This is a genomic window from Bacillus sp. FSL K6-6540 (assembly GCF_038007545.1).
Map to the genome: position 1 here is coordinate 3,164,743 of NZ_JBBOXH010000001.1, position 15,381 is coordinate 3,180,123.

The following is a 15,381-nucleotide window of genomic DNA, read 5'->3' on the forward strand; positions in this document are numbered from 1 at the left end:
GAGGTAGGAAGATGCATAAACCAACGATCAGCAGAAGACTGTTTGTAATCACGAATACGCTGGTGCTGTCCCTCATCACCTTGCTCGGTATCATTCCGTTCGTTCATTTGCTCTCGATTTCGCTAAGCTCGAATACGGCCGCAATGGCGGGAGAGGTGAGACTCTGGCCCGTGGGCTTTAACCTGGACGCTTACCGGTACTTGGGCGAAAAGGTAGAGTTTTTCCGTTCGTTCCGCGTCTCGCTTACCCGGGTCGTGTTGGGGACGGCGGTGAATATGCTTCTTGTATTCATAACGGCGTATCCATTATCGAAATCGAATCATCAATTTAAGTTCCGTACGCCGTATGTGTGGTTTTTTGCCATAACGATGTTTTTCGGCGGGGGATTGATTCCCACGTACATGGTCGTGAAGAATACCGGACTCATCGACTCCGTGTGGGCTTTGATTCTGCCCGGAGCGCTTAACGTATGGAACATGGTTCTGATGCTGAACTTCTTCAGGACAATCCCGAAGGAGCTGGAAGAAGCGGCAACGATTGACGGTGCGGGACACTGGAGAATACTATGGCGAATTTACCTGCCGGTTTCGCTGCCGTCCATTGCGACGATCGGTCTGTTCACCATCGTGGGGCACTGGAATGCTTGGTTTGACGGTATCCTGTACTTGAATTCGCCGGAAAAATACCCGCTGCAAACCTATTTGTCCACCCTCATTATGTCGATCAATTCCCAAATGACCTCGATTTCGATCGAACAGATCAAGGCGATGGAGAATTTGAGCGAAAAAACGCTTCGAACGGCCCAAATCTTCATGGGCGCACTGCCGATCATGGTCGTGTATCCGTTCCTGCAGAAGTATTTTGTCAAAGGGATGACGGTCGGAAGCGTGAAAGAATAAGACCTACGGAGGGAGAGGAAACGGATGAATAAAGTGAAGGTCGCCCTGATCGGAGCCGGACTGCGGGGGATCAATTATATGGACTATGCCCTGCAGCATCCCCATGAGATGGAGGTGGTCGCCGTCGCAGAACCGAATCGGCAGCGGAGGGAACAGTTTCAAGTAAGGCATGGGCTTAAAGACGCGGCATGCTTCGAGAACTGGAATGATTTTTTTACAGCACCCAAGGTCGCGGACGCCGTGTTCATATGTACCCAGGATAAGCAGCATTTCGAGCCGACAATGCGGGCGCTTGCGGCCGGCTACCATGTGCTTTTGGAAAAACCGATGTCTCCGGATCCCGAAGAATGCATCCGGATGGGTGAGATGGCTTCGCAGGCCGGTTTGGTATTTTCGATCTGTCATGTGCTTCGGTACGCGCCGTTTTTTTCCACCATCAAGGAGCTGCTGGAGCGAGAGGCTATCGGCCGATTGATGTCGATTCAGCATAACGAGAACGTGGGTTATTGGCATCAGGCGCACAGCTTTGTGCGGGGGAATTGGCGGCGGACGGAAGATTCCAGCCCAATGATACTGGCCAAGTCCTGCCATGATCTGGATATGCTGCTCTGGCTTGCCGATTCGGATTGCGTCCGGGTGTCCTCCTTCGGCTCCTTGAGCCATTTTACGGCTGCACAGGCACCGGCAGGCGCACCCAAGCGCTGCTTGGACGGATGTCCGGTCTCGGATGAGTGCCTCTATTATGCACCTGATCATTATTTGACCGAGGACACGAATTGGCCGACCTCGGCGATCAGCGACGATATGAGTTATGATGCCCGATATCAAGCGCTGCTGGAGGGGCCGTACGGCAGATGCGTATACCATTGCGACAATGACGTGGTGGATCATCAGGTCGTCAATATGGAGTTTGCCAACAGCGTGACGGTCGCCTTCACGATGAGCGCGTTTACGCGAGATGTCAGCCGCACGATCAAGCTGATGGGAACCCGCGGGGAGATCCGCGGAGCCATGGAGAAGAACGAAATAGAGATCATTCACTTTGGCAGCGGGAAGGTCGAGCGAATTTCTTTTGCGGACCGGGGCGGCCATGTCGGCCACGGCGGCGGAGATATGGGTCTGATCAAGGATTTTCTGAGATTGGTGCAAACGGGAGGAAACAATCAAGGACTTACATCGGCAAGCCGTTCCGTTCAAAGCCACCTTATGGCATTCGCGGCTGAGCAGTCGAGAGTGGATGGAAGGATCATCTATCTAAATGAGTTTGCGCAGCAGTTCAGTACGCCTATCAGAACGATGTCGGGGAAATAATGTTTAAATCTTGAAGCCTGATTGCAGTCGCAATCAGGCTTGTTTGATATAGTAAAGAAAAGAGCCGCGCCCAAGCACCTGGATATGGTAAAATAAACCGGGTGCCATATATAAAACACTCATACGGTTCGTAAATCTGAATCTGGAATGGAAGAGGCACTACGCTTATGAAGCGAATAGGGAAAATTGGGAAGATTCAGCACCTGAAACCATTCCTACGGGCCGACTCTCTTTTCTGGCTTGTGCAAGCATATAGGATATCGCATATTTGGTTTGGCCCGAATCGGACGACGCCATAGAGCCGGAGCCCGAGGTGTGGGTTTATTTAAGTCATAGCGAGAGCCGCCACCGGAACTTGGCCGAATTTCTTGAACGGTTGCTCAGCTGATAGGAGGACGATTTTTGAAATATCTGAAAGATGTTCAGGAACCGGGAATGGGGACCTGGTATTTTGAAGTGGATCACGACGGAACGGCTTACAGGCAGATGGTTCATGATGAGGACGGCAGCTGGATCACGTCGAACCGAAAGCATGACTCCCGTCATTTCTTGCTGGCGGAGCATCCACTTGATCCGAAAGAACCCTATTATGAAGAAATCAGTCAAGCTGCATTCGAAGAGCTCTGGCAGAAGCAGCTTTTGGTCTGGATGGAGGACTGGCAGCGGATCCAGCGCATGTTTCCTATAGGCGCACGAGTAGAAGGCTGGATCGAGGCCTTTTTTCCGCAAGGCACTTTGATTCATTTGCTAGAGCCGCATGCGGTCGGTTTGACGGACACCTCCGCTCTGGAAGCCGGTACCCCTCCCGAATGGATGTACCCTCGATATCGTGTGGTTGCCGAGGTATCCGGTTACGACCAATCCAACCAATGGGTTCTTCTTGCCCATGCGGAAGTTCTGGGAAGTCAGGATGACGAAGCTGAATCCGGCAAGTAATATAACCGAAGATCCGTTGCGTTCATCCGTTCAGGATCAACAGCCATTGCTTTTCCTTTGATGACAAGGATCGTCGAGTCTGAAAAACCACGTGAATCGTGGTTTTTTTTGTTTGCGGATGCGATTTTACAAGTGATTTGGTTTGAATTGGATATGATTTGCTATGTTCGGGTTATCCTAACCTCAAATAGAAGTTAAACGAATTCAAAAAGCCCCGGGGTGGGTAATCATGTATAATTCCAAGACTGCAGGAGGTTTGACCATGAAGCAAACAAACGGTAGATCCGATGTCGCGATTCTCGGGATGGGCACGGCATTGCCGGTGCATTCCGTAGCTCAGTCGGATATCGCAGAATTAATCGCATCCACGCTGCAGGACAGACCTGATCTGGCCCGCTTTGCCCGAAGAGTATTTCGATCCTGCGGTGTCGAAACTCGTTATACTTGCGAATCCAACTATTTGGATCCCTTGGAGAAGTGCCGATATTTGCATTCCCATGAAGCGTCCGTCATTCCGACAACCGAAGAGCGTATGGATACATATAAGAGAGAGGCCCTCCCGCTTGGCGTAGAGGCTGCCGAGAAGGCATTGAAAGATGCCGGCATGTCTCCGGATCGAATTACGCATCTCATTACGGTTAGCTGCACGGGTCAATACCAGCCGGGGATGGATGTTCTGTTGATCCGGAAGCTGGGGCTTTCTCCGCGGGTCAATCGTTTGCCGTTAATCTTCCAAGGCTGTGCCGCTGGTCTTAAAGCAATCCAAATGGCGCGGGATGTTGTGAGTGGGGCGCCGGGTTCGCAGGTGCTGGTTGTGTGCGTGGAGCTTTGCACGCTTCACTTCCAGCCGGTTCGGGAGAGGGAAGCATTGTTTGCGGCCTCATTCTTCGGCGATGGTGCCTCGTCCTGTGTCATCGGTCAGCCGGAAGCAGAGCATCGGCATTATGTGGAGCTCGGCACGGGATATTCCGTCCTGCTCCCGGATTCAACGGAGGATATGACGTGGGAGGTAGGCAATACGGGCTTTGATCTTTTCTTGTCGCCGCGCATTCCCAAACTGCTCGGTGCTCATCTGGAGGATGAGCTTCGTGTTCTGCTGGGAGGCGACAAGCTTCCGGAATTATGGGCGATCCATCCGGGCGGCCGGGGCATCGTAGATTCGGTGCAGGAAGTCATGCGCTTGACCGACGAGCAAACCCACTACAGCCGGGAGATTCTAAGAACGGCAGGCAACCTCTCCTCCGTGACGATTATGTTCGTGCTGAACGCGATGCGCCAGAAGATGAAAGAACGGAATGAAGCTTCGACGGAAGGAGTAGCCATGGCTTTCGGACCTGGCTTGACGGCGGAGCTTATGCGTTTTACCTATGTGAAGGCTTATGCGCCATCGGTTAAGGAGCAGGACCATGTCCTTCTTTAGAACGCTGTCCAACCGGGCACAAGAAGATGAGCTCATGGATGACTTCTCCATGGGTGGAGAAGAGCTGAGCGAAGCGCTCCGGCATTTAAGGCGGTTGAATCGCATATTCGCGGCACCGGGCCCGACCTTGGACGGCGTGGTGAAGCTCTGGAAATCGGTCGGCTGTCCGAACACCCTTAGCATCATGGATGTTGGCGCGGGTTCCGGCGATGTGAACCAGAAGCTGCTGCAATGGTCGGATCAAATGGGCGTGGAGCTGAGCATTACCTTAGTCGATGTGACGGAAGAAGCCTGCGAAGAGGCGAGACGGCTGTTTCGTCATGAACCGAGGGTTCAAGTACGCCGCGCGGACGTTAAGGAACTGCCCGATGCGTCGGCTGATATCGTGACCGGATCCCAGTTCATCCACCATTTTCAGGGACAGCAGCTCATGGAGATCGTGTCGCATATGCTGCGAACCTCCGTTCATGGCGTCGTCATTAACGATATCCATCGGCATCCTGTGCCTTACGCGGCCGTCTGGATCACAACGCGTCTCATCTCCCGCAATCGTTATATTCGTCACGATGGGCCGTTATCGGTTGCCAAGGGGTTTAAGGGGAGAGATTGGAGAGAGCTGAAAAAGCAGCTTAATCACGCCACCTTAACCTATCGATGGAAGCCATTGTTCCGCTATTCCGTTGTTATCCCAAAACGATAGGAAGCCATAATCGGTTGCCAAAACCGATGATTAATTCTTCATGCAAGCTAAAAGGCGGGTGTTCACATATGTCAAAGCAAGCCGATGTAATGGTCATCGGAGCGGGAGTTGCCGGAACGAGCTGTGCCCTGCAGCTTGCCAAGCAGGGGCATCGTACGATCCTGCTGGATCGCCAATCCTTTCCGCGCCACAAAACCTGCGGCGAATTCATGTCCCCAGAGACCCGAGAGATGCTGGAATATCTGGGTGTCCATCTTCAAGTCCAGGAGGTGAACCCCGCTGCGATGGATCATGCCTCTATCGTGATGCCTCATGGCGGCGTCATCACCGCTCCGTTACCGGGTAAGGCTACCGGCATCAGCCGTTACGAGCTGGATCGCCTATTGCATGAGAGTGCCGTAAGCGCGGGTGCGGAAATCGTAACGGGGTCTGCCGTGACCGAGATCCGGAAGCGAGGCGATCATCGATATGAAATCGAAACGAGGCAAGGGAACGAGCAGATTCGGTATGAGGCAAGAGCCGTCATTGGAGCCTACGGTACTAAGAAGCCGCGCGGTGTTGCTTCAGCCGAAACATATCGCGATGATACCGTATATGTCGGCGTAAAATCGCACTTTGCCGGCATCACTGTGCCTTCCAGGGTGGAGTTGTATTTTTGCGAGGGCGGTTATGTCGGGATATCGCCTGTCGAGAATGGGAAGGTCAACGTGGCTGCATTGCTGACCTTGAAATCGGTACAAGGAAGCGGCAAATCGGTACCCGAAATTCTCAAAGCCGCATCGCGCTCGAACAACAGGTTAACTGAACGGTTGGCTGAAGGAGAGCCGGTAGAAGGCACCCAGGTATCGATTGCCCCGCTTCGTTTATCCGTCAGACCGGAACCGTGGTCGCAATATCCGCACATCGGCGATGCCATGTTAATGCTTCCGCCGCTTTGCGGAGACGGAATGTCGGTTGCCCTGCGTTCATCTCTGCTGTGCTCCGGCTGGACCGACAAATATTTAAACGGAGAAATCAACTTCGCTCAATGGCAAAATCATTACACGTACGAAGCCAATCGCACCTTTGCGCAGCTGCTTCGAAGGGCGAGAAGAATTCAGAATCTGGCTTTTGCCAAAAGCAATCGCTTCTATCCCGGCATCGTCCGGATGATCCCCGGACTGGCTTCCTATATCGTCAAAGCCACCCGTTTATCCGAATCGGGCATGGGCACCAGATAAGCCGCATCCTTGCGGCTTTTTTGTTTGCTTATGTTCAGATCCATGGATTGACTGGTGATAAACAACATCTTATTATATCCTTATATTAATAGACGAATGTGTATAACGTCTATATTATAGTTAATCGATGACGGAGGGATGTACTATGCAGGACGAAAATACGGCTAACCCGCCTTGTATCCTTCGAAACACCCTTGATTTCCAGTTCCAAATCGCTTGGCAGTTGCTTGATCTGCATCTCACGGGCCTTCAAGACGAGGAGTTTTTTTGGCGGCCTGCCTCGAAGGGGCTTCATGTTTATCGCGAATCCGGAATCTGGCGTGCGGAATGGCCGGAATCCGAGGAGTACGACATCGGCCCGCCCAGCATATCCTGGCTGACATGGCATATCACCTATTGGTGGACGATGGTGCTGAACCATTCGTTCGGAAACTGGGCGATGACCCGCAACGATATCCATTCTGCTGGAAGCGTTCAAGAGGCCAGAGAGCGGATTAACGATTTGAGACTGCGATGGGAACGTGAAGCGGCGGCTTTGACGGACGATGCTTTTCTTTCGACGGAACGAACCAAGTGGCCTTTCACGGATCAACCCTTTCATAAGCTGGCGGCCTGGCTTAATGTCGAGCTGATGAAAAATGCGGCTGAGATCGGCTATGGTCGCTTCCTATATGCCGTAAACAGGAAATAATAGATGTATCCCCGGTTTCAAACATCGTATAATGAAACTTAATAGGATATGATGCGAGTCAATATCTTAAATGGGAGGAACTTGAATGCGCATACAATATGACCGTTTTCCCAATGGCGCCAAGAAGGCATTGACGCTTAGCTTTGATGATGGCCGCGAATATGATCGGAAATTGGTCAAGAAGCTGAATGAGTACGGAATACGGGGCACGTTTCATTTGAACAGCGGAACGCTTGGCAAAGGCGGATACATCGCCCCTTCGGAAGTCGCATCCTTGTACCGGGGGCATGAGGTATCCGCGCATACCGTGGATCATCCCTTCCTGGAGCAAATACCTACCGAACAAGTGGTGGAGCAGGTTGTAGAGGACCGGAAAGCGTTAGAAGCTTTGGTTCATTACCCCATTAAGGGAATGAGTTATCCGTTCGGCACTTACAGTGAACAAGTGATCGGCCTTTTAAGATATGTCGGCATGGAATACGCTCGCACGGTAAATAGCCATGGCTCGTTTCATAAGCCCGATGATTGGCTTCGTTGGCATCCGACTTGTCATCATAAAGAAATGGTGGAATACGCGGAGAAGTTCGTGGATATGCAGCAGATTTTCTCCAGGATGGCCATCCTGTACGTGTGGGGCCACAGTTATGAGTTCGAGAACGACCGCAACTGGGATCTCGTGGATCGGTTCGGGGACATGATCGGCGGCCGGAATGATATCTGGTATGCCACGAATGCCGAGATCTATGCATACTGCAGTGCCTTGGACCAACTTCGTTTCTCGGCAGATAGCCGGATGATCCATAACCCCAGTGCCTTAAACGTATGGATTAGCGTAGATGGCGAGCCTTTAGAGATCAAAGGTGGTCAGATGGCGCGTTTGTAGATTTGGAAGGTAGAGCCCAGCGTGGACTCAAGTTCTTAAGCATAAGATAAAAGAGGGATGCAGGACTGCTGTGTGCAAGTCTTGCATCCCTCTATGTACATGAGTTCAGTTTTCGATGACGATGCGATTTAGCTTAAGATTCACCGGCGCAGCAATCGTATCGCCCACAGGGCATTTACTCTCCAGGAATGCCACGAACGACTCCACCTTATCGGCGGGCGATGGTGTCTTGATGTAAAACGTATATCGAATGTCGGAGTATCCGGGGCGTACCTCGGAGCGGTTAAAAAATCCGTCCAGATCCAAGTCGCCTTCGACGTCTACCCTGAAATCCTCGAGCACCACATCGAATTTCGGCGCATAAACACGGGCCACGATCGATTGGCATGCACCCAAGGAAGCAAGCAAGGCTTCGACGGGATTCATTCCGGTATCCGTACCGCCGAGACTTTGAGGCTCATCGATGACCAGCTCGAATTGTCTTGCTTTCGTTATAACTTTTACTCCTTCTTGCAATTGGGCGGTAGCTTTAAACGTTTGAACATTTGGCATGTGGATCTCTCCTTTTCCGGGCAGCCCAAGGTTGGACGGTTATTTGTCGTTCTATAAAATATACTATTTGTGTAGGATTAGTATGAATTATAATTCTAGTGATTCGGATCTGTCAATATAATATAAGGTCGGCAGGGATCGCCATGTGATCCGTAGTGGATCAAAAAAAGAACGTGTTTTCAGATTGAAAACACGTTCTAATGGAATCCTGTTTTATTTTTCGGAGGCCTGGTTTTGCTGTTTCAGCAAATCGCGAATCTCAGCTAACAAAACTTCTTCCTTCGACGGAGCCGGCGGTTCTTCGGCTTTGGTCTCTTCTTTGCGTTTGAAGCGGTTGAGCGTGCGGATGAACATGAATATCGAGAAGGATACGATCAGGAAGTCCACGACGGTTTGAAGGAAGACTCCGTATGTCAGCGTTGCGTCCCCGATGGTAGCCTTCAGCCCTGATAAATCCACACCGCCAAGAAGCAAGCCAATCACCGGCATAATGATATCGCTCACGAGCGAAGATACGATCTTGCCGAAGGCTGCCCCTATGATCACCCCGATGGCCAAATCCAGCACATTTCCCTTGAGTGCGAAGGTTTTAAATTCTTTTAACAAATTCATAATCGGTCACCTGCTTTTCGATCCATATGATTAGGCAGCTAGCTGCCACTCGAATTATCCTAACAGCAACCCGCTATTTGCGCAAGATCGGAAAGTCGGATATGATCCATGGTCTTCGTTCAGAATATTAAAACGGTGAGGCTCCCGAGCAGGTTGACCAAAGGGAGGTTTTCATGTTAAGTTTTTTTATATTCGGACTATAATGAGTGATCATACAGAGGAGGGATAAAGCGATGACTGAATTAGAGGTTGTAGATGTTTATGTGAACCTGTCGAAACGGGGAACACTAGACAAGGTTCACATCATAACCAATCAGATACCGGAACTTTATCCTTCTATATTCATATACAGGCATGCTTAGCGATGACTTGATCCATCGCTTGGTTTCTTTATGGTATAGTTAGGTTAACGTTAGCGTGGAAAGCACCGGGGATCTGGTGTTATCTGCGCTTTTTTCGTTCTGAAATTTCGCCATAGAGGAATGAGTAAAATGTCATTAATTAATGTAACGAACCTAACCTTTGCTTATGAAAGCAGTTATGATCCTATATTCGAGAATGTGAGCTTTCAAATCGATACCGATTGGAAATTAGGATTTACCGGAAGAAACGGCAGAGGGAAAACCACGTTCTTGAACCTGCTGCAAGGCAAGTATGAATACAGCGGGAATATTTCGTCCGCCGTGAGCTTTGACTATTTTCCTTACCATGTCGAGCACAAGGAGTATCTTACCCTGGATGTAATCGAAGAGATTTATCCGGAGTATGTTCATTGGCAAATCCTGCGCGAGCTTAACTTGCTGAAGGTATCGGAAGATGTTCTATACCGGCCTTATGCATCATTGTCGAACGGAGAACAAACCAAAGTGATGTTGGCGGCGCTCTTTACCAAAGAGAACCGCTTCCTGTTGATTGACGAGCCGACCAATCATCTTGACATGCATGCGAGAAAATCGGTCAGCGACTATCTGAGCAAAAAAAGCGGGTACATTCTGGTATCTCACGATCGAGCATTCCTGGATGACTGTGTCGACCACATCCTGTCCATCAATAAAACCAATATCGAGATCCAAAAGGGCAATTTCTCCGCATGGTGGGAAAATAAAAAGCGACAGGATCAATTTGAGCTTGCCAGTGACGAGAAACTCAGGAAAGACATTAAACGGTTAACCGATTCTGCCAAAAGAACGGGAAATTGGTCGCATGAAGTAGAAAAAACGAAAAACGGCACCAGAAATTCCGGCTCCAAAGTCGATAAAGGCTATATTGGCCACAAGGCAGCCAAAATGATGAAACGCTCCAAAAACCTGGAGCAGCGGCAACAATCCGCTATTGAAGAAAAATCGAAGCTCCTTAAAAATATCGAGAGCTCCGAGAGTCTTGCGATTTCCCAGCTCGAGTATCACAAAAAGCAGCTGGCCGAGCTAGAGAATGTATCCATCTCATATGGCTCCAAGACGGTGTGTGAGAACGTAAGTTTCACGATCGAACAAGGGGAGCGAATTGCCCTTTCGGGTAAAAACGGATCAGGAAAATCCAGCATCCTGAAATTAATATGCGGAGAAGATCTGCAGTACACGGGACATCTCAGCAGGGATCGTCAGCTGAAAATATCCTACGTATCCCAGGACACGTCCCATCTTCGGGGCAGTTTGTCGGATTATGCCACCAGCAGCGGAATTGACGAGAGCCTGTTTAAATCGATATTGCGGAAGCTCGATTTCTCGAGGCTTCAGTTCGAAAAGGATATTTCGACTTATAGCGGGGGACAGAAGAAGAAGGTCCTGATCGCCAAAAGTCTTAGTGAGCAGGCTCATTTGCATATTTGGGATGAACCTCTTAATTTTATTGACGTGATTTCCCGTATGCAAATTGAAGAGCTATTGCTGGAGTATGCACCGACCATTCTGTTTGTGGAGCATGATCGTGCATTTTGCGAAAATGTTGCAACGAAAATCGTTGAGCTTGAAGGCAATCAAGAAGCATAGAAAAATTTCGAATAAAAAAGCTGTCCGCTCATTAGCGGCAGCTTTTTTTAACATTATATTGTTATATCATCTAGGTAATCTTACAGAAACCCAGCCTCGCTTGATTTCAATTGCACTCTACCTTAATTGCCTTCTCGAATCAACTGGAGCAGCTGATTCGTGTAAAAAGTCAGCTCGTTCTCCGAAGACAGATCCTTTAGCAGCGCTTGGATCAAAAAGGGTCGAGGACGTTCTGCGGAGAACTCTTCCCGCAGCATTACCGTTACCTCAGACAAGTCATTTTTTCTAGAATTCGTAGTGGACATATCGGGGATAATCGACTCGATCGTATCCATCAACGCCGTTCTTCGAATTTCTTGCGTATGGGTAAGTGCTTCTAGATCAATCATCGAATATTCCTTCATGAGTTCGTCGGTGAGCAGGGGACGGGGATCACGTTTTTCCAATCCCAGTACGAGATCATCCATTCGCTCCGCAATGAAAACAGCCAATTCCTTTTGAATGAGCGGCTTGAATCCAAACAAGACATGAAAGGTATACTCTCGGATCAATCCGTTAAAGATCGCGGTAGCATCCCATTTCCATTCCGCTATCGAATTCCCGTAATGACGGAGCAAAATATCCTGGTAATAACGAAACATATTCAATTGGAGCTGATGAATGACGGAGCCGATCTTGTCACTGTTCGCCGGTGGGAGCTCGTTATGATCACGCGAAATATAATATCCATGCTCGATGAAAAAATCGAATTGGTAAGCGATCTCCTCAATAAATGTTTCCCTGCGGGATAAGCTTTTATTGCGGATCTTCTCTACGGCATCAATCATATCTTGCTGTCGTTTCTCCAGAATACGGATGTACAGCTCTTCTTTGGAACCATAGTATTTATAGATTGAGCCTTTAGCGATGCTGCAATCATCCGCGATATCTTGAATCGAAGTGGCTTGATATCCTTTTTCGGCAAAGGAACGAATAGCCGATTGCATTATTTTTTCTTTTAGCAAGCTCATAGCGTGACCCCCTAACGATGTTCAAATAAACCGGATTCGATCATTATCATATCGTTTTTTGCAGAGCTAATCCACAGGCACAAGAAGGCTCCTCAATCTTGTACGAGATCGATATCCGGATATTTTTTCGACAGTTCATCCATGGCGTTATTCCGTGTTCCTTTGAGATACTGGCCAAAGAAAGCAACGCTTACCTCATTTATGATGCGATGAACCGATCTGGGATTCTCTCCCGGGTTAGGCAGCAGCGGAGAGAATAGATGAAAATCCGTATAACTCATATGGGAAGTATGGGGAATCGTCATCGTGTATCCCCCTCCTTGCAGAGCATTCATGCGACGCCGTACCGTTTCTTCCCAAAATTCTTGGTAATACTCCCGTGTATGGCCGCTTTGGGCCATGGCTTGATCGAGTGAGTTATCGAATATCGATTTATCGATACTCTTCTCGCCATTCATCTGTAAATATGGCTTATTCGGTCCCGTACTCGGCATGGGGTCCCCATATAAGGTTCCATCCATATTGAGCGCAGCTTTGATACGAGAATCCTTCAGCAGCATTTGGGCAGCGGTGGCTCCGCCGTAAGAATGCCCGAACATGCCGATTCGCTCCAAATCAAGACGGCCGGTAAAACGGTCTTGTTCATCCTGTCCATTCAATTGTTCCAGCCGATCCAAAATAAAGGATACATCCTGAGTCCATAATGTCATGTGCTCGTCAAGTGCCTCAAAACCAGAAAGCTGCTGCTTGTTGATCAAAATCTCTCGGCCGTCCGGGAATACCGTTGCAGCCGCATCATAGGCATGGTCGATTCCAACCACGACATATCCATGGCTGGCCAGCTCTTCGATCTGGAAGGTATTCTGATTGCGAAATCCCGTCATGCCGTGTGAAAAGATTAAGATGGGATATTCCTCTTCAGTGGAGGACAGCGGGGGATTGCTGTAGGCATGAGTTCCCACGAGCCCCAGATGGCTTAACGTCCAAGCAGGGAAAGACAAAGCCTGTTCGAGACCTTTAGTAATGGCTCCTACATTACGCATGTAGGGTGCGGCTTCTTCCCCCGTTTCGGGCTCGGAAGGATACCATAATTGTACCATCAGCTCGCGGTGATCCGTCGGATCGGCAGAGTACTCATCGGGCCGGTCATTGTCGATAAAATGGTATACCGCAGTTCCCACACTATAGGGTCCCTGAGGTTGATTAAATGCGAATACAGGGAGCAGGAGAGGCAGCGCGACCATGACCGATGCGTAAAAGAATAATACCGTTGTCCACAACCAGGCTGTCCATCTTCTCATGCTCTTACTGCGCGGTTTCTTTTCGTTTTTTCTAAAAATGATGCAAATCGTCAGGATAACGGACGCCGCATAACAAGGAATCATTTGCCACCGGCAGTCCTCCACGATGATCTGTACAACCGTAACGATATATAGAACGATTAACGAGTAAATCAGCTGGCTTTTCTTCGATTTTGGTCCCCAAATCGTAGCTATAGCCAGAGCGATAATGAATAGTATGATAACCATTTCCCCGAATCTCAAGTAAGCTCCTCCTATGTGTAACGGTTATTGTGGTTTATTAGATGTCTGCTGTTCAATGAAACGAAGAATCATCGGTTATTTGTTTTGGTTTTCTAAGAAATAAGCTGAGAACCAGTCCCATACATGCAATGCAGGCAGCCAGGAAAAAGGTGTCCGCAAAGGATGCGGTATGGGATTCCAGAGGGTTGGTTCCAACAGGCTTACCCGGCAGGTCTGATGTCATCCGGGAAGATAAATATCCCGTGAAGCCTGCTACGGCAAATGAAGCGATCACCTGCTGCGACGCGCTTGTGAGCGGAGTAACCCGGCTTACAAGGTGCTTAGGGGTTGCATTTAATACATGCGTATTCAGGGACATCATCGATAACCCCATGCCGGAGCCCATGAAGAACAATACGATCATGATGAGAAATAAAGGGGTATCGATTCGAACAAAGGACATCGTTAACAAGGCTACAGTCATCAGCGCCATTCCGGCCACGAGCGGGGGGCGTGCTCCCACTTTATCAAACAGCTTGCCTGCCATCGGCATAAAGATCATGGAACCGACTGCCTGCGGCAGCAGGATTAATCCGGTCGTCAGCGGAGTGAAACCTTTAATCTGCTGTAGAAGGAGCGGGAACAGAAGCACGGAGCCGAACATGGCAGCCTGCATGATCCAGGAGATGATGATACCGCGTGTGAAATCAACCGATTTAAACGCACGCAGTTCAAGCAACGGTTGTTTTTGCCGCAAGCAGGATCCAATGAAGAGGAGGAGCGCGATCCCACCGATGGTGATTCCGAATAACGTTCTGGGGGAAGTCCAGCTTACCCCTCCCTCACTGACCCCATAAGTAATCATGGCAAAAGCCATGGGCGCAAGAATCATGCCGGCAATGTCCAGAGTAGGTGCCTCCTTTCCTGGAAAGGAAGGAAGATGTTTGATACCCACAAATAATCCGATCATGCCGATGGGGAGGTTGATCCAAAATATCCATTGCCAGCTGACAAACTCAATCAACCAACCGGATAATACGGGACCGAGCGCTGGGGCAAGCAGTAATGGTATTCCAAACATGCCTATAACAGATCCTCTTTTATCGGGAGGTGCCAAACGGTACACCATGGCCATCCCGATCGGCGATACCATGCCGCCGCCCATTCCCTGAAGAACCCGGAAGGCGATAAGCTGCTCGGCTGTCTGGGCAAAAGCACATAGCACGGATCCTATCGTAAACAATCCGATCGATATGAGAAACACTCGTTTAGGCTTAAATTTATCAGACAGCCATCCCGCGAGAGGGATAACTGCTGACAATGCAAGCGTGTATGCGGCTATCGACCATTGCATGGTATGCAGGGGGCTATCAAAATATTGAACTAACGTTGGTACGGCGACATTGACGACCGTGCTGTCCAACAGGACCATAAAGGTGCCGATGATGACTGCAAGTAATGGCGCAATAATGTCTTTGATTGTAAAAGCTTTTTCTACTGGGGTGTTACGGACGATTGCTGATGGATCTGACATGATGGTGAACCTACTTTCTGTAAAAAATATAGAATATGAACTTAATAGTTTTTTGAAAAACTATAAAGTCACATATAATAGTAACGATGAACGTATCTTGTG

The 15,381-nt window shown here is 49.3% G+C and carries 14 protein-coding genes; 9 read left to right on the top strand and 5 right to left on the bottom strand.

Annotated features, from left to right (window positions below; all coding sequences use genetic code 11):
• Nucleotides 1-11 precede the first annotated feature (11 nt).
• The 8 genes from MHH82_RS14150 to MHH82_RS14185 all read left to right on the top strand — a co-directional run bounded on the left by MHH82_RS14150 (nucleotide 12) and on the right by MHH82_RS14185 (nucleotide 8,060).
• Nucleotides 12-899 carry a carbohydrate ABC transporter permease gene (locus MHH82_RS14150; RefSeq protein ID WP_015735007.1) on the top strand — a complete coding sequence of 296 codons (888 nt, stop codon included), beginning with the start codon at nucleotides 12-14 and terminating at the stop codon, nucleotides 897-899.
• A 24-nt stretch (nucleotides 900-923) separates the two neighbouring features.
• A complete protein-coding gene (locus MHH82_RS14155) occupies nucleotides 924-2,210 on the top strand; it encodes a Gfo/Idh/MocA family protein (RefSeq protein ID WP_340966305.1) in 1,287 nt (428 codons plus the stop codon).
• A 402-nt stretch (nucleotides 2,211-2,612) separates the two neighbouring features.
• Nucleotides 2,613-3,146, top strand: coding sequence for a hypothetical protein (locus MHH82_RS14160; RefSeq protein WP_015735009.1), 534 nt, complete (start codon nucleotides 2,613-2,615; stop codon nucleotides 3,144-3,146).
• A 262-nt stretch (nucleotides 3,147-3,408) separates the two neighbouring features.
• Nucleotides 3,409-4,566 (top strand): type III polyketide synthase, encoded by a 1,158-nt coding sequence (locus tag MHH82_RS14165; protein ID WP_251495209.1) that lies wholly within the window; start codon nucleotides 3,409-3,411, stop codon nucleotides 4,564-4,566.
• Nucleotides 4,553-5,266 carry a methyltransferase domain-containing protein gene (locus MHH82_RS14170; protein WP_251495211.1) on the top strand — a complete coding sequence of 238 codons (714 nt, stop codon included), beginning with the start codon at nucleotides 4,553-4,555 and terminating at the stop codon, nucleotides 5,264-5,266. Before MHH82_RS14165 ends, MHH82_RS14170 begins: the two co-directional genes overlap by 14 nt.
• A 68-nt stretch (nucleotides 5,267-5,334) precedes the next feature.
• Nucleotides 5,335-6,486: an NAD(P)/FAD-dependent oxidoreductase gene (locus MHH82_RS14175; RefSeq protein WP_015735011.1), complete on the top strand. Its 1,152-nt coding sequence runs from the start codon at nucleotides 5,335-5,337 to the stop codon at nucleotides 6,484-6,486.
• A gap of 145 nt (nucleotides 6,487-6,631) precedes the next feature.
• Nucleotides 6,632-7,177 (top strand): DinB family protein, encoded by a 546-nt coding sequence (locus MHH82_RS14180; RefSeq protein WP_015735013.1) that lies wholly within the window; start codon nucleotides 6,632-6,634, stop codon nucleotides 7,175-7,177.
• Between the two features lie 85 nt (nucleotides 7,178-7,262).
• Nucleotides 7,263-8,060 (top strand): polysaccharide deacetylase family protein, encoded by a 798-nt coding sequence (locus MHH82_RS14185; RefSeq protein WP_015735014.1) that lies wholly within the window; start codon nucleotides 7,263-7,265, stop codon nucleotides 8,058-8,060.
• Nucleotides 8,061-8,165: 105 nt separating this feature from the next.
• Here MHH82_RS14185 and MHH82_RS14190 read toward each other — a convergent pair whose 3' ends face one another.
• Nucleotides 8,166-8,612, bottom strand: coding sequence for an OsmC family protein (locus MHH82_RS14190; RefSeq protein ID WP_015735015.1), 447 nt, complete (start codon nucleotides 8,610-8,612; stop codon nucleotides 8,166-8,168).
• A 213-nt stretch (nucleotides 8,613-8,825) separates the two neighbouring features.
• A complete protein-coding gene (mscL, locus tag MHH82_RS14195) occupies nucleotides 8,826-9,224 on the bottom strand; it encodes a large conductance mechanosensitive channel protein MscL (RefSeq protein WP_015735016.1) in 399 nt (132 codons plus the stop codon).
• A 491-nt stretch (nucleotides 9,225-9,715) separates the two neighbouring features.
• On the opposite strand from mscL, the gene MHH82_RS14200 reads away from it, so the two are divergent.
• Nucleotides 9,716-11,212, top strand: a complete 1,497-nt coding sequence (locus tag MHH82_RS14200) for an Lsa family ABC-F type ribosomal protection protein (RefSeq protein WP_145036083.1) — start codon at nucleotides 9,716-9,718, stop codon at nucleotides 11,210-11,212.
• Between the two features lie 122 nt (nucleotides 11,213-11,334).
• Here the strand turns inward: MHH82_RS14200 and MHH82_RS14205 are convergent, their stop codons facing one another.
• The 3 genes from MHH82_RS14205 to MHH82_RS14215 all read right to left on the bottom strand — a co-directional run bounded on the left by MHH82_RS14205 (nucleotide 11,335) and on the right by MHH82_RS14215 (nucleotide 15,279).
• Complete coding sequence (locus MHH82_RS14205) at nucleotides 11,335-12,222, bottom strand: TetR/AcrR family transcriptional regulator (protein WP_340966312.1); 888 nt, start codon at nucleotides 12,220-12,222, stop codon at nucleotides 11,335-11,337.
• Nucleotides 12,223-12,314: 92 nt separating this feature from the next.
• On the bottom strand, nucleotides 12,315-13,766 hold the full coding sequence (locus tag MHH82_RS14210) for an alpha/beta hydrolase family protein (protein WP_340966313.1): 1,452 nt from the start codon (nucleotides 13,764-13,766) through the stop codon (nucleotides 12,315-12,317).
• Nucleotides 13,767-13,818: 52 nt separating this feature from the next.
• Entirely contained in the window at nucleotides 13,819-15,279 is a 1,461-nt protein-coding gene (locus MHH82_RS14215; RefSeq protein ID WP_036663290.1) for an MDR family MFS transporter, read from the bottom strand.
• Between the last annotated feature and the right edge of the window lie 102 nt (nucleotides 15,280-15,381).

What these genes read in the sequence shown, in the direction of transcription:
- MHH82_RS14150 (WP_015735007.1), top strand. Translation starts at nt 12, where the DNA reads ATGCATAAACCAACGATCAGCAGAAGACTGTTTGTAATCACGAATACG.
- MHH82_RS14155 (WP_340966305.1), top strand. Translation starts at nt 924, where the DNA reads ATGAATAAAGTGAAGGTCGCCCTGATCGGAGCCGGACTGCGGGGGATC.
- MHH82_RS14165 (WP_251495209.1), top strand. Translation starts at nt 3,409, where the DNA reads ATGAAGCAAACAAACGGTAGATCCGATGTCGCGATTCTCGGGATGGGC.
- MHH82_RS14170 (WP_251495211.1), top strand. Translation starts at nt 4,553, where the DNA reads ATGTCCTTCTTTAGAACGCTGTCCAACCGGGCACAAGAAGATGAGCTC.
- MHH82_RS14175 (WP_015735011.1), top strand. Translation starts at nt 5,335, where the DNA reads ATGTCAAAGCAAGCCGATGTAATGGTCATCGGAGCGGGAGTTGCCGGA.
- MHH82_RS14180 (WP_015735013.1), top strand. Translation starts at nt 6,632, where the DNA reads ATGCAGGACGAAAATACGGCTAACCCGCCTTGTATCCTTCGAAACACC.
- MHH82_RS14185 (WP_015735014.1), top strand. Translation starts at nt 7,263, where the DNA reads ATGCGCATACAATATGACCGTTTTCCCAATGGCGCCAAGAAGGCATTG.
- MHH82_RS14190 (WP_015735015.1), bottom strand. Translation starts at nt 8,612, where the DNA reads ATGCCAAATGTTCAAACGTTTAAAGCTACCGCCCAATTGCAAGAAGGA.
- mscL (WP_015735016.1), bottom strand. Translation starts at nt 9,224, where the DNA reads ATGAATTTGTTAAAAGAATTTAAAACCTTCGCACTCAAGGGAAATGTG.
- MHH82_RS14200 (WP_145036083.1), top strand. Translation starts at nt 9,716, where the DNA reads ATGTCATTAATTAATGTAACGAACCTAACCTTTGCTTATGAAAGCAGT.
- MHH82_RS14205 (WP_340966312.1), bottom strand. Translation starts at nt 12,222, where the DNA reads ATGAGCTTGCTAAAAGAAAAAATAATGCAATCGGCTATTCGTTCCTTT.
- MHH82_RS14215 (WP_036663290.1), bottom strand. Translation starts at nt 15,279, where the DNA reads ATGTCAGATCCATCAGCAATCGTCCGTAACACCCCAGTAGAAAAAGCT.